This window comes from Microcoleus sp. N9_A2 (genome assembly GCF_036701775.1).
Taxonomy (GTDB): domain Bacteria; phylum Cyanobacteriota; class Cyanobacteriia; order Cyanobacteriales; family Microcoleaceae; genus Microcoleus.
In genome coordinates, this window is record NZ_JAUBRH010000012.1 from 32,452 (window position 1) to 46,416 (window position 13,965).

A 13,965-nucleotide genomic window follows, 5' to 3' on the forward strand; every position below is an offset into this window, starting at 1 on the left:
TTTAACCGCAGATGTAGGCAGATTAACGCAGATTAACGCAGATAAAAGTTAGTACAGAGGCAACAATGTTAGTACAAAGTAAGAAAAAGTTTTATACTCCAGATGAGTACCGGGAGTTAGAGGAAACTGCTGAGTTTAGAAATGAATACCGCGATGGAGAAATTGTACAAATGACTGGTGGTAGTATTAATCACAGCCAGATAATAGGTAACATCTATGCCTTCTTAAAATCTGCTTTGCGGGGAAAGAATGCCAGACCATTTATGAGCGATTTGCGGTTGTGGATTCCTCGGTATCGACGCGGGACTTATCCAGATGTGATGGTAGTTGAAGGAGAATTAGTTTGCACAGAGGGACGGAAAGATGAAATACTCAATCCTGTGCTGATTGTGGAAGTGCTTTCTAAGTCTACCAAGGATTTCGATCGGGAGGATAAGTTTCGGTTTTATAGATCGATCCCTGAATTCCGTGAATATGTGTTAGTCTATCAATCTGAGTTTTTAGTCGCACAATATATTAAAACAGAATCAAATGAATGGTTGTTTCGGGAATATGAGGGAGAATCAGCAATAGTTTCCTTCGCTTCAATGGAAGTGCAAATGTCCATGCTCGATATTTATGAGCTGGTTGTATTTGAAACCCAGGAAAGGGAAGTACAGGAATGAAATTCATCCTAGTGGGGGATGCGAAGCTTAACTTTATGACTGGCCAACCAAAATATAGCTATGAGGAAAGGAACATGACAATCGGAGAAAACCTCCAAGAACAAGTTGATTACTACCGTGCCAGAGCTAGCGAATATGATGAATGGTTTTACAGAATAGGTCGTTACGATCGCGGAGCGGAATTTAACCAGCGTTGGTTTAATCAGGTTGCCGTTGTTAAAAGTGCTTTGCATAAACTTGGCAAATTTGCAAGTGTTTTAGAATTGGCTTGCGGTACGGGTATTTGGACTGCTGAACTTTTGCAGGTGGGCGAGGATCTCGATGCTTTTGATGCCGCGCCAGAAGTTATCGAAATTAACCGCCAAAAGCTAAATGCTTCTCAAGTTACTTACCGACAGATCGATTTATTTTCATGGGAACCCGATCGGGAGTACGATCTAGTTTTCTTTGCTTTTTGGTTTTCTCACGTACCCCCAACTTTAGTGGATGAGTTTTTGGGAAAAGTTTACCGATCGGTTCGCTTTGGGGGACAAGTATTTATCGTTGACTCTTTATTTGAAGAAACATCTTCAGCCACAAATCATATTCTGAAGGATGAAACCAGTATTTGCCAAAATCGCAAGTTAAATGACGGTCGAGAATTTCAAGTTTTTAAAGTTTACTACCAGCCGGATTCGCTTTTAGAAAAATTAGCTAAAATCGGGTTTAAAGCCGAAGTTAAGGTAACAGAAAGCTATTTTATTTACGCTAGCGGGATTAAGATTTAAAGTTTTCGTTCCTAATCTGTCGCGCTATGTGTAGAGAAGATGAGGACATTTTTGGAAAAAATTTGCCAAATAGACAGTCATGGACGCAGAGTGTCCATATATCGTTTTTTGTATGGGCAATCCCCCCGTGGTTGCCCCTAAATCTGGAAAAAATTGGCAAAATAGGTAAGTGTGCGATCGAGCTCTGACTACTGTCAAAAATTAACCTCAATAAACTTCTATGAATGTAATTCGGTTACTGTTAAAAGCTTCTTGGTTAAATGTTTCTATCGCCATACTCACAGGCTTAATCAGCGGCGGTTGCAGCGCTATGTTAATTGCTCTAATCAACCGCGCCATTAGCGACAATTCAAATCAGAATTTAGTCTGGTATTTTGCCGGATTAGCAGTTTTGGCTCTCGTCGCCGGAGTCATATCGCAATTTTTGTTAATCTACCTTTCTCAAGAAGCTGTTTACAATCTGCGGCTGAGTTTGAGCCGTGGCATTTTGTCTACTCCTTTGCGGAATTTGGAAGAGTTGGGCGCTAACCGCTTGCTGGCAACTCTCACAGATGATGTAGGAACGCTTTCTAATACTATATTTTTGATTCCTTTTCTCTGTGTTGATATCGCCGTTGTTATCGGCTGCTTAACTTATTTAAGCACGATTTCAGGTACAGTTTTTGTTGTTGTATTTTGTTTTATGGTGCTGACGATTGGCACGGTGCAGTTGTTGCTCAATAAAATGCGAAAATTCTTCGATTTAGCTAGAGAAGAACAAGATATGTTGTTTAAGCATTTTCGCAGTATTACTGATGGAATTAAGGAACTAAAACTGCATTCCTTGCGCCGCCAAGAGTTTTTTACGGAAGAATTGCAGGGGAGTGCTGATGCTTCCCGCAATTATAACGTGACTGCTTTGAATACTGGTGCAGTTGCGATGGGAGTTGGGCAGTTGCTGTTTTTTATGCTGATGGGTTTGTTGTTATTTGTTTTACCCAAATTTGTGCCTGTTTCAACTCCGGTTTTGTCAGCTTACATTCTGACAAGTACCTATTTGATGTCTCCGTTTAACAATATTTTGCAAAGGTTGCCGGCGCTTTTTCGTGCTAATACTTCTGTGGAAAAGATAGAGAGAATGGGATTGGCTTTGGCGAGTCAAGCTGAGATAACTTCAACGGTTAAACTGCCTGACACGGCTCAGTGGGAGACGCTGGAGTTAAATCGAGTAATTCACAGCTATCCGGGAGAAAAAGAAGACAGCAATTTTAGTTTGGGCGAGCTTAATTTGAAGTTTCATCCCGGTCAATTGGTGTTTATAATTGGCGGTAATGGCAGCGGTAAGTCTACTTTGGCTAAGTTAATCACTGGTTTGTACATTCCTGAATCGGGAGAAATTCTCCTAGATGGCCAGCCAGTTACTGAGGAAAATCGAGAGTGGTACAGGCAGCATTTTTCTGCGATTTTTTCAGATTTCTATCTGTTTGAAAGGCTTTTGGGCCTGACTAATCACGATTTGGACAAGCAGGCGGCTGAATATCTGCGAGAGTTTCATTTGGATAATAAAGTTCAGGTGAAAGATGGAGTTTTGTCAACTACGGCTTTGTCTCAGGGACAGCGAAAGCGGCTGGCTTTGCTGACGGCGTATTTGGAGGATAGGCCGATTTATTTGTTTGATGAATGGGCTTCTGATCAAGATCCGTTTTTCCGGGATATTTTTTACAAGCAGTTGCTACCGGAGTTGAAGCGGCGGGGGAAAACGGTGTTTGTGATTAGTCACGATGACCGCTATTTTGATTTAGCCGATCGCGCAATTAAACTAGATTACGGTAAAGTAGAGTATGACCGATAAAATGGATAAGCACCTAATTGTAGAAACTTTGACCGAAAGCCAGGTGTCCGACTTGATGGATTTATACAAAAACGAGTTTTGGAGCGACAAGCGGACGCGGGAGGATGTTGTGAAAATGCTGGCGGCGACTGATGTTATCATTGGTTTTGTCGATGAGAGCGATGGCGTCCCGCCCCGCAAGCTACGGCTAATTGGCATTACCCGCGTCATCACCGATTTCCTCTACAGAGCCATGATTTTTGATGTCATTATCAAGCCGACACACAGAAAGATGGGACTGGGTGCGAAGTTGATGGATGCAGTTTTAACTCATCCCGAACTGCAAGCTGTCGAGCATTTTTATCTTAATTGTTTGTCGAACATGATGCCGTTTTACGAGCGTTGGGGTTTCACAGATGATGTGGGCGAACTTAAGTTTTTGCGGCGAACAACAGGCTGAACTCATCCCCTTGAAAGCCCCAATTTTTCTCGAATTACATCTTCTTTAAAACCTACTAAAACAGCCGTTCCATCTTTAACGAAAAGAGGACGTTTCAGCAGCATCGCATCCTTAGCAAAAGCCTCCACCCACTGTTCGCTCGTCCCATTTTTCTTGTCGTCGCCCAAAGCGCGGTAAGATTGACCGGAAGTATTTCGCATGGGTTGAAAACCCAAAGCAGCTACCCAGCTTTGAATTGTTTCGCGTGTCGGCGGCTGTTCTTTGGTGTTAATGAACTCGTAATTAACATCGCTATCTTTGAGCCACTGGAAAGCTTTTTTGCAGGTTCCGCAGTTGGGGATTCCGTAAACTTGAATTGACATAATAATAATTGTTGACTGTTGACTGTTGGCTGTTGACTGTTGGCTAATAACAACTGACAACTAACTAATGACTAATGGCTACTGACTAATCTAGCTTGTTGAACCCATTTTTGCACGCGATCGACTGAAGGAGTCAAGTCATTGCGCTGCATTGTCGCTACGTGCAGCCTTAAAACTTGTTGGTGTAATCTTTCCACGGGCATTTGAGCCAATTGAGCCGGAGAAGCAACGCCGGCGTGAAGTAACAGCCCGCAATACTGACAGCCTACACTCGGAATTCGAGCCAAATTTGCCATCGCTACCCATTTATTAACATATTGAATGTTAATCTGTAATTGATGGGCTAGCAACATTTTCGCCGCCGGTGTTTTCGTCATGCGAATTAGTTGTCCGGTTGTGGTGATGCTGCACTCTTCCAGTTGAGATTGGTTTTCCTTGCTCAATCCCGGTAAGTGTGCGATCGGCCAATCGCGTACTTGCGCTGAAGTTTGAGGAGCTTTGTGAGAAATTTTCATGTTTTTTCAGTGAATTTTACTTATACTTTAAAGTCTAAAATATCAAACAGTCAATAGAGGCGATTGCTCACGTCAACCAATCAACAAAAACCAGACCAAGGAATTTGACTAATTGCGGGTGTTGTGACATTTCTGCTAATTGCCTGCGGAGTAGCACTTTCAGCCTGTTTTTCCTACCTGTGGATCAGGCTTACTGCTTAACCAAATCATCCCGGCGATGACGACAAAGACTATAAAAAAGACAGCCTATAAATGCTAGCAAAAAAGAAGTTCCCGATGACAATTTTTGCGAAAATTGCTGCCAAGTTTGCCCTCAGAATTTTAGTGCTTTAATGCTGAGAATGCAAAAACTTGTGGCTGACTGCCAACCCAACTCAAAATTATAGGTTTTTACCCATGACAATTACACAAGGTTATGATTTGTTAACTAATACTCTACACCAACGGCGGCAAAAACTGGCTAGTTTAATTAATTTTCCGGTAATTTTATGGGCGGGGCGCAGCATTCCTCGCAATTATCCGGCACTTACTTATCCCTTTCGCGCCAGTAGTCACTTTCTATATTTTGCTGGTTTGCCCTTAGAAAATGCTGCCATTCGCTTAGAATCGGGCAAATTAGAATTGTTCTTAGATGAGGCACCTGCTAGCAGCACGCTGTGGCACGGAGAAATGCCGAAAAGAGCAGAAATTGCCGAACTAATTGGGGCTGATGCTGCTTTCCCAATGGCCGAATTGAAATCGCGAGCGACAAATGCAGCAACGATCGCCGTTCAGGATTCTTGGACTCAGTTGCAACAGTCTCAAATTCTAGATCGCCCTCTGGCACCGCCCAACTCGCCAACCGGAATCGACCTAGAATTAACTCAGGCGATCGTATCTCTGCGCCTGAGCCACGACGCAGCTAGTTTGGCCGAATTGCGTCAAGCTGCGGCTGTCACCGTAGAAGCTCACAAAGCGGGAATGGCGGCAACTGGAAATGCTCAAATTGAAGCAGGGGTGCGCGCTGCAATGGAAAGTGTCATCATCTCCAAAAATATGACCTATGCCTATCCTAGTATCGTTACTGTGCATGGAGAAGTGCTGCACAGTGAACATTATCACAATCCCCTACAAACCGGAGATTTGCTGTTAGCAGATGTTGGTGCAGAAACATCAATGGGATGGGCGGCTGATGTGACTCGATCTTGGCCGGTTTCTGGCAAGTTTTCTCAGACTCAAAGAGCGATTTATGATGTGGTTTTGGCGGCGCACGATGCTTGTATAGAGAAAATTAGTCCGGGCGTTGAATACCAAGACATTCACCTGTTAGCTGCTAGAATCATGACGGAAGGATTGGTGGATTTGGGTATCTTGCGGGGCAATGTTGAAGATTTGGTAGAAATGGATGCTCATGCGCTGTTTTTTGTTCACGGTATCGGACATTTAATCGGTTTGGATGTCCACGATATGGAAGATTTAGGAGATTTGGCTGGCTATGAAGAAGGAAGAACGAGAAGCAGTCGCTTTGGCTTGGGATTTTTGCGGCTGAATCGAGTTTTGCGATCGGGAATGCTGGTATCGATCGAACCCGGATTTTATCAAGTTCCGGCAATCTTAAATAACCCAGAAAATCGCGCCAAATATAAAGATATTGTAAAGTGGGACGAGTTGGAAAAATTCGCCGACGTGCGGGGCATACGCATAGAAGATGATATACTTGTCATCAATGAGGGTAGAGAAGTATTGACAGGGAAATTGCCAACAAAAGCTCCGGAGATTGAGGAGTTAGTGGCGGTAAATACGTAAGTAGAGCCGAGTTCGATCGCACATACGCAGTTCCATCAGGGGTGAAAATAAATAAATAAAGATGAATAAAGGTTGGCAAAAAAGTCTTTTGATATTAGTTAAAAAATTGGTCTCGCAAGTCGGAAAATTATTAGGAATGAGGCCTCCACGCATTCGCAAACCTGTATCCTCGCGGCCTCCGATGCAAGCTGCACCTTTGCCCAGCAACGAAGAAGAGAGGCTAGAAGCACTTCACCGCTACAACATTCTCGACACAGAAGCCGAAGCAGCTTTTGATGATCTAACAGCTTTAGCCTCCTATATTTGCGGCACTCCTATTGCTTTAGTAAGCTTAATAGATTCTAACCGACAGTGGTTTAAATCAAAAGTAGGTCTGGAAGCGCCCGAAACTCCGAGAGAGTCAGCTTTTTGCGCCCACGCTATTTTAAATCCCAACGAATTGCTAGTTATACCCAATGCTCTAGATGACGATCGCTTTGCCGCCAATCCGCTAGTAACTTCCAATCCCAATATTCGGTTTTATGCTGGCGCGCCGCTAGTAACTCCTGACGGTTATCCGATCGGCACTTTGTGCGCGATAGATACAGTTCCTCGTAATCTCACCCCACAACAGCTAGAAGCGCTGCGGACTTTAGGAAGGCAAATTATCAACCACATGGAGTTGCGAATCAATCTGACTAAATTAAAGCGCGCACAGAGCAGGCAAAAACAAGTAGAAGAAAAACTCCGTTCTACAGACGAGCAAATTGTCAATTTTTTAGAAGGCATGAGCGATGCTTTTTTTGCTTTCGACACTCAGTGGCGATTTACTTACATCAATTACAAGGGGTCCCAATTTTTGAAGCGCTCGCAGGAAGAACTTTATGGTAAAAATTTTTGGGAAGAGTTTCCTGAATTCGTAAATTCTGATTTTTATAAAGAGTATCATGAAGCTGTAGCCAAACAAATTGGAGTGGCTTTTGAAAAATATTATCGTCCCTTAAAAGTGTGGTTGGAAGTCAGGGTTTTTCCTTCTCACGACGGCATTTCTGTGTTTTTTCATGATATAACTAAGCGCAGGCAGATCGAATCTGCACTCAGGAAAGAACAGAAAAAAACTGAAACTTTACTGCTAAATATTTTGCCCGAACCGATCGTCGATCGGTTGAAGCACGAACCGGGGGTAATTGCAGACAAGTTTGAAAAAGCCACAATTCTTTTTGCTGACTTGGTGAATTTTACCCAAATTTCTACCACCATGTCCGCCACTAAATTAGTGTACTTGTTGAATGAAATTTTCTCAGCTTTTGACCAACTGAGTGAGAAGCACGGCTTAGAAAAAATCAAGACAATCGGGGATGCTTACATGGTAGCAGCCGGTCTTCCCATTGAACGTCCAGACCATGCAGAGGCGATCGCCGAAATGGGGCTGGATATGCTAGCAGCAATTAAAGAATTAAATGTGAAGCTAGACGCGAAATTTGACCTCCGCATCGGGATTAATAGCGGCCCGGTGGTAGCGGGGGTAATCGGCACTAAAAAATTCATTTACGATTTGTGGGGAAATGCCGTGAATACAGCCAGCCGCATGGAATCTCACGGCATACCAGGTCGCATTCAAGTCAGTCACTATACTTATGAGTTGCTGCAGGATAAATATGAATTTGAAGATCGTGGCGAGATTGAGATTAAAGGTAAAGGGCAAATGCAAACTTATTTCCTGACGGGTATAAAAATAGCAAGCGAGCTCAAAATCGAAGAGTGAATAAAACTAAAACTGGAAAGTACCTGATTGTTGAGGGAAATTCCCGAGGCTGCGATTAATCCCTTCTTCGGCGCGATCGTCCTGTGGTAGAACGGCTGCTGCAGATCAACCAAATAAGATTATGCTATAGACAGAGATATCCGAGCAATCCTAGGCGCGGTACTCGACGTTATAAAAATACTAAGTTGAAGTCGTCGGAGCCTTTAATAATGGTTCAATTTCATATTCAAACCGATAGCGATATTCCAGCATCCACCCAACTATTCAATCAAATCAGGTTTGCGATCGCCTCGCGACAATTTCCGCCCGGACACCGCTTGCCCAGCACCAGACAGCTAGCCATGCAGACAGGTTTGCACCGCAACACCATCAGCAAAGTATACCGCCAGCTCGAAAATACCGGACTCGTAGAAGCCCAAGCAGGATCGGGCATTTACGTCCGCGCTCAAGGCAACGAACACGGCAACAAACTCAAATCTCCGATCCTCGAAGAATATCCCCTTGCCAACAAAATAGTGCAAGGAAGTATCGATCAACTGCTGGGACAGGGCTGTACGCTCAACCAAGCGAGGGAATTATTTTTGGCCGAAATTGACTGGCGGCTCAGGTGCAGCGCCCGCGTGGTCGTCACAGCCCCCACAGAAGACATCGGCGTGGGTGAACTGATGGCGAAAGAACTCGAACAAGCTCTTCGTATTCCCATACAGTTAGTGCCGATGGAACAGCTAGGTACTTTTTTGGATCAAATCTCTTCGGGAACTGTGATCACGAGTCGATATTTTATCGGAGAAGCAGAATCGATTTCGGCACCGCGTTCTGTGCGAGTTATTCCTGTAGACATCTACGACTACAGCCAGGAAATCCAGCTAGTCGGGGGTTTGCCGAAAGACAGTTATTTGGGTCTCGTTAGCCTGAGTCCGGGAATGCTACGATCGACCGAAGTCATCATCCACAGCATCCGGGGAGAGGATTTGCTGGTGATGACGGCTTTGGTGTCAGACGAGTACAAGATTAACTCGATCGTGCGATCGGCCAGAACAATTTTTTGCGATCAACCGAGTTTTGCTACAGTAAAAGCTGCCATCAATGCGGCTAGAGAAGATATTATTCGTCCCCCGCAACTGATATGCTCCGAAAATTACATCGGCTCTAAGTCGATTAATTTGCTCAAGCGCGAGTTGGGCTTGGGGTAAGTCAGTTGACAGTTGACAGTTGACAGTTGACAGTTGACAGTTGACAGCTAGCAGTTGATAGTTGACAGCTAGCAGTTGATAGTTGTTGTTCTAATTTCCAATAACCAATTCTCAATTCTCGATTACCCATTACCAATTACCCATTAGTAATTACCAATTATCCATGCCAATTGAAATCCAACCTTCAATTAATGTTAAAACGGCGATCGAAAGCCGACGGGCCGCGCGCAGTTTCAAACCCGATCCGATTCCCCCAGCAATATTGGCAGAGATTTTGCGCTTGGGAGTGCGATCGCCCTCTGGTTACAACTTGCAGCCTTGGCGGTTTATCGTACTTCAAGACCCAGCCAGCAAGGAAAAATTAAAAGCTTGCGCCTTCGATCAGCGCCAAGTGGTAGAAGCCCCAACAGTATTAATCTGTTGTGGCGATCGACGCGCTGCCGGGCCCGAAAACACCGAAGCCGTCATCGCATTGGGCAAAGCCACAGGCGCAATGAATGACAATTTAGCCGGTTATATGCGGCAAGCAATCCCGCAATTGTTCGAGAACCGTCCCTGCTTCGACTCCCTAGAAGCTTGGACAAACAGACATACAATGCTCGCAGTAGCCCACTTAATGATTGCAGCTAAAAGTTTTGGGGTAGATAGTTGTCCGATGGAAGGTTTTGTCAGCGCTAAGGTGAAAGAAGCCTTTCAAATTCCCGAAGAAGTAGATGTTTGCTGTTTGCTGCCGCTCGGTTATGCAGCAGAACCTTTAAAACAATACGGCGGGCGTTTTGACGTGACTCAAGTTTATTACAGCGAAAGTTATGGAAAGGCGTTGCAAGTTGAGATTTGAGAGTTGAGATTTTGTGGAAACTTGAATTTTAAGAGTTAAGATTTGGAATGAATCGGTGCCCAAGTTCAAACAAATCAAAAATCCCGACAGTTCCGCAATCTCAAATCTAAAATTCAAAATCTAAAATCGAAAGTGGTGAGTTCAGAGAGAGGAAAAAATATGACAGTAGCAACGCGACAAAGCAACGCACAAATTCTAGAAGTAAAATTGCAGCAGCACTTACAAGCAGCCGGATTTAAAAATTTACCGCTTTATATTAGTTGCGATTTTCGAGATGAATCTTTAACGGTTGTGGGAGAACACCCGCGCAGTTTAGTTCTCAAAGCAAAACCGACTTTTGCGGTGCTAGAAGCAGCAATTCTCGAAATTGAACCAGAATCAATTCAACAGATTGGACTTTGCCTAAAAATTACCGGGCAAAAACAGCCTTATGCTTTCCATTCTTTTGCCATGCACAACCCTGTTTTGTCAAGACCAAAAACAGTGCAGTTGTTCAAAAAAACGGAGAATACCCCGGCAGAAGAAACCGGGATAGTCTTAACCAAAAATGTGGCCCAGACGGCGGATGTAGAGGAGGAGATACCATTAGAAATGGATGGGCAAGATGCGTGGGATGAAGAATATTTCCCCAATTTGCCTGAGAGTTCCAGCAATTCCGAGCCGATCGCCTTTAGGGTAGCTGCAATCCCGGCAGATATTGGAGACAATCCCTTCAATCCGCTGGATATGGAAGTGGTCACAGTTGCCCAAAAACCCAAGCATTCACCGTTGGCGATGCTGGCTGCAGCAGGAATCATCAGTGTCGCCGCGCTAGTTTTGGCAGGCGGTTATTATATGCTGAGCCGGCCCTGCGTCATCGGAGGATGTCCTGCTTTAGCTAATGCCAAACAGTTGAGCGAGAATTCGACGAAGACGCTGAAAACGTCAAAAGTTGCCAACAGCCCCCAAGAAGCGCAGCGACAGTTAAAACAGGCGATCGCCCTTTTGGAACCGATTCCCTCCTGGTCAATTCATCGCGGTGAAGCTCAAAGCGCCCTGGAAAACTACCGTTCGCAAAATCAGAATTTAAACTCTGCGATCGATGCAGCGCGCCTCGCACAGTCAGCAGCCCATAAAACCCAAAATCCGCCTTATTCTGCCGAGAACGGGCAGGAATCGCAAGCTCTGTGGCAAAGTGCGATCGCCGAGCTCGGAGAAATCCCCCCAGACAGCCCAGCTTATCCCTTTGCTCAAAGAAAGTCAAAAGAATACCGGAAGAATGTAGCAACTGGAAATCGGCAGTTAAGCACAGAGAAACAAGCCGAAAAAACACTGCTCGCCGCCAAAAATACAGCCCAAATAGCAGAAGCTCGCGAAGCAGTAGCTCAGACAGCCGAGACTTGGGCTCAAGTGCAAGCAGGTTGGGAAGAATCCCTCGACATCCTATCAGAAATTCCCACGAACACGACATCTTACCAACAAGCTAAACTGTTAGTTCCCAAATACGAAACCAAACTTTCCGAAGCTCGCGAGCGCAAAAATGTCGAAGGAATTTCGGAAAATGCGTATACTCAAGCTGTGACTTTAGCAGCGGAAGCTCAAATTTTTGAGGGCAAAAACGCCTGGTTTAAAGCATCAGAATCCTGGCGGAGAGCTTTGAGTTACGCGGAGCAAGTGCCTGCTGCAACTTCTTATTCCCAGAAAGCCCAACCGCTGATCGCTTCCTACAAAACGTCATTGCAGCAAGCAGAAGTAAGGTTACAGGAAGAAAGAAACCTGCAAAAAGCCCGCACCGATTTAGATAGAACTTGTAAGGGCAACCCCAAGATTTGCGACTATACTGTTAGCAAAGGTTTGATTGCGGTGCAGATGACTCCAGATTACGTGCAGAAACTGCAACAAACCTTCATCCAAGCAAACAACAACAATGCTGTGAAGACTCGCCAAGCTGTAGAAAAGCACGTTGAAACATTGCAAAAGGCCTTGGAGGCGATCGCCGAAAACGCCAAAATCCCTATGCAGGTGTACGATGGCGAAGGCAAGCGGATTGGGAGTCACGAACCGAAGTAGTTGTAGTTGTAGGGTGCGTGAGGGCAAAAAATCTGTCTGAACGATCGCAATATTTACACTCACGCATCCCCAGCAATTTCACCCGCAGTCAATCCCGCTTGAAAAACTTGTTGCGCCGTCAATTTCAACTCTGGAAAAGTGGGCGACTCGATTGTCTCATCTCCCCGAAATTGACTAACTTCATACTCATCATCAACCAACCGATAAATCGAAATAGTCGGTTGCTTGGGATTCCCGATAAACCTGCGGCCGCCCAAACCGAGATAATCCACAATCCAGTATTCAGGAATCCCAATTAGTTCATATTCCCCTACTTTTTTGATGTAGTCATCTTGCCAATTCGTGCTAACGACTTCTATAACCAGCGGAATTGATGCCCCTTGAGTCACGGTTGAGAATTTTTTCCACATAGGTTCTGATGCTAAATTTGGGCGGTTTAATATCAAAATATCTGGAGAATAAGCGGATTCTTGTTTTGGTGGCTTAACTAATGCTTGTTTTGGGATTAGGTACGGAAGGTTTAGCCTGACAAATTCAAGAGTTAATTCCGAGGCTAAGAAACCCATAACTTCTTCATGTTTTCCCGGTGGCTGGGCTATTTCAATAATCCCTCCGTTGTGCAGTTCGTAACGTCGGTTTTCTGGTTTCCATTCGACAAATTCTTCAAAGGTTACTGGTGGATTGGGAGTTGGAATCATGGCTGTTTATCCTTAGTGATGGCCAGGGCGGGATCTTCGGGCCACCCCACAATAAAACTCACTCTTTGTGGAACAGGCATCTTGCCTGTTCTTAAAAATAGTGCCAAATGCAAGTTCCTACTTACATTATATTATCAATGCCCAATGCCCAATGCCCAATGCCCAATGCCCAACGCCCAATTACCATTTTATCAATTGTGCATCTTGATTAAAAAACTTCCGGGACAATCCCTCAGTCAACAGCAGAGTTGCGATTACAGTTGCCAACGCTAACACAAACATAATCAAAATCTGGTAAGATGCTGCATCGAGAGGACTGATACCGCTCAGCATTTGACCAGTCATCATTCCGGGTAAAGTTACGATTCCTACCACCGTCATTGTATTTAAGAGCGGGATTAATCCAGCTTTGATGGCATCTTTGCGATATTGTTTTACTGCTTGCTGCGGCGTGGAACCTAAACTTAAATGGGTTTCTATTTCTAACTGGCTGCTATTAACTGTACTGACAAGTCTTTCGCCCGCGATCGCCCCGGAGTTCATGGCATTGCCCAGAATCATACCCGCTAAAGGAATCAGGTATTGCGGTTCGTACCAAGGGTCAGGTTGCAAAATTAGCAAGTTTGTATAGGCGAGAGTCAAGGCCGTACTGATAAAAATTGAACCCCAAACTAAGGGCAGTAAGTTCTTGATTTTTTTGCTGATGCGGTTGCTGGCAACCATGCTAGCTGTTGTCAGCATGATTGCTAAAACTGCTAAAACCAGCCAAGGATTTTTCCCCTCGGGGTCAAATACAACTGCGAGCACGTACCCGACTAAGATTAGCTGGATCAGGGTGCGCCCCGCCGCGATCGCGATCGCCCCCTCCAGCCCCAATCCCTGCCACGCCGAAAGCCCGATCGCGATCGCCACCATCCCCAAAGCCCAACCCAAATCTGTAAAATCTAGCAGAATTAAATCCGGCATACCCTTTCGATAACGTGATTGTTTACCTGTCCAAATATAAGATATTTGAATAAAGGTTTCTGGAAAACAGTTTTGCTGCAAGAATTTGCTTTGATAATGGTTGAAATTTATGG

13 protein-coding genes are annotated in these 13,965 nt (G+C 44.7%); 9 read left to right on the forward strand and 4 right to left on the reverse strand.

What is annotated here, in order from left to right; genetic code table 11:
- The first annotated feature begins 65 nt into the window (after nucleotides 1-65).
- From QUA44_RS09920 to QUA44_RS09935, 4 genes are all read left to right on the forward strand, one after another.
- A complete protein-coding gene (locus tag QUA44_RS09920; protein WP_333250272.1) occupies nucleotides 66-665 on the forward strand; it encodes a Uma2 family endonuclease in 600 nt (199 codons plus the stop codon).
- The gene (locus QUA44_RS09925; protein ID WP_333250270.1) at nucleotides 662-1,432 is read left to right on the forward strand and encodes a class I SAM-dependent methyltransferase; all 771 of its coding nucleotides are present in this window, start codon (nucleotides 662-664) and stop codon (nucleotides 1,430-1,432) included. The genes QUA44_RS09920 and QUA44_RS09925 overlap by 4 nt, the downstream gene beginning before the upstream one ends.
- Nucleotides 1,433-1,652: 220 nt before the next feature.
- The gene (locus QUA44_RS09930) at nucleotides 1,653-3,263 is read left to right on the forward strand and encodes a cyclic peptide export ABC transporter (RefSeq protein ID WP_333250268.1); all 1,611 of its coding nucleotides are present in this window, start codon (nucleotides 1,653-1,655) and stop codon (nucleotides 3,261-3,263) included.
- Nucleotides 3,253-3,702 (forward strand): GNAT family N-acetyltransferase, encoded by a 450-nt coding sequence (locus tag QUA44_RS09935; protein ID WP_333250266.1) that lies wholly within the window; start codon nucleotides 3,253-3,255, stop codon nucleotides 3,700-3,702. The genes QUA44_RS09930 and QUA44_RS09935 overlap by 11 nt, the downstream gene beginning before the upstream one ends.
- Before the next feature lie 2 nt (nucleotides 3,703-3,704).
- Here QUA44_RS09935 and QUA44_RS09940 read toward each other — a convergent pair whose 3' ends face one another.
- Entirely contained in the window at nucleotides 3,705-4,064 is a 360-nt protein-coding gene (locus QUA44_RS09940; protein ID WP_333250264.1) for a Spx/MgsR family RNA polymerase-binding regulatory protein, read from the reverse strand.
- 71 nt (nucleotides 4,065-4,135) lie between these two features.
- A complete protein-coding gene (locus QUA44_RS09945) occupies nucleotides 4,136-4,579 on the reverse strand; it encodes a DUF4332 domain-containing protein (protein WP_333225969.1) in 444 nt (147 codons plus the stop codon).
- Between the two features lie 396 nt (nucleotides 4,580-4,975).
- Here QUA44_RS09945 and QUA44_RS09950 point away from each other — a divergent pair, with 396 nt between their 5' ends.
- The 5 genes from QUA44_RS09950 to QUA44_RS09970 all read left to right on the forward strand — a co-directional run bounded on the left by QUA44_RS09950 (nucleotide 4,976) and on the right by QUA44_RS09970 (nucleotide 12,188).
- Complete coding sequence (locus QUA44_RS09950) at nucleotides 4,976-6,364, forward strand: aminopeptidase P family protein (RefSeq protein ID WP_333250262.1); 1,389 nt, start codon at nucleotides 4,976-4,978, stop codon at nucleotides 6,362-6,364.
- 136 nt (nucleotides 6,365-6,500) lie between these two features.
- The gene (locus QUA44_RS09955) at nucleotides 6,501-8,108 is read left to right on the forward strand and encodes an adenylate/guanylate cyclase domain-containing protein (protein WP_333250260.1); all 1,608 of its coding nucleotides are present in this window, start codon (nucleotides 6,501-6,503) and stop codon (nucleotides 8,106-8,108) included.
- A 209-nt stretch (nucleotides 8,109-8,317) separates the two neighbouring features.
- On the forward strand, nucleotides 8,318-9,301 hold the full coding sequence (locus QUA44_RS09960; protein WP_333250258.1) for a GntR family transcriptional regulator: 984 nt from the start codon (nucleotides 8,318-8,320) through the stop codon (nucleotides 9,299-9,301).
- Between the two features lie 163 nt (nucleotides 9,302-9,464).
- Entirely contained in the window at nucleotides 9,465-10,139 is a 675-nt protein-coding gene (locus QUA44_RS09965) for a nitroreductase family protein (protein WP_333250254.1), read from the forward strand.
- A 159-nt stretch (nucleotides 10,140-10,298) separates the two neighbouring features.
- Complete coding sequence (locus tag QUA44_RS09970; protein WP_333250252.1) at nucleotides 10,299-12,188, forward strand: hypothetical protein; 1,890 nt, start codon at nucleotides 10,299-10,301, stop codon at nucleotides 12,186-12,188.
- 59 nt (nucleotides 12,189-12,247) lie between these two features.
- Here the strand turns inward: QUA44_RS09970 and QUA44_RS09975 are convergent, their stop codons facing one another.
- Nucleotides 12,248-12,886 (reverse strand): Uma2 family endonuclease, encoded by a 639-nt coding sequence (locus QUA44_RS09975; protein ID WP_333250250.1) that lies wholly within the window; start codon nucleotides 12,884-12,886, stop codon nucleotides 12,248-12,250.
- Between the two features lie 180 nt (nucleotides 12,887-13,066).
- Nucleotides 13,067-13,852: an ABC transporter permease gene (locus QUA44_RS09980; protein WP_333250248.1), complete on the reverse strand. Its 786-nt coding sequence runs from the start codon at nucleotides 13,850-13,852 to the stop codon at nucleotides 13,067-13,069.
- Nucleotides 13,853-13,965 lie beyond the last annotated feature (113 nt).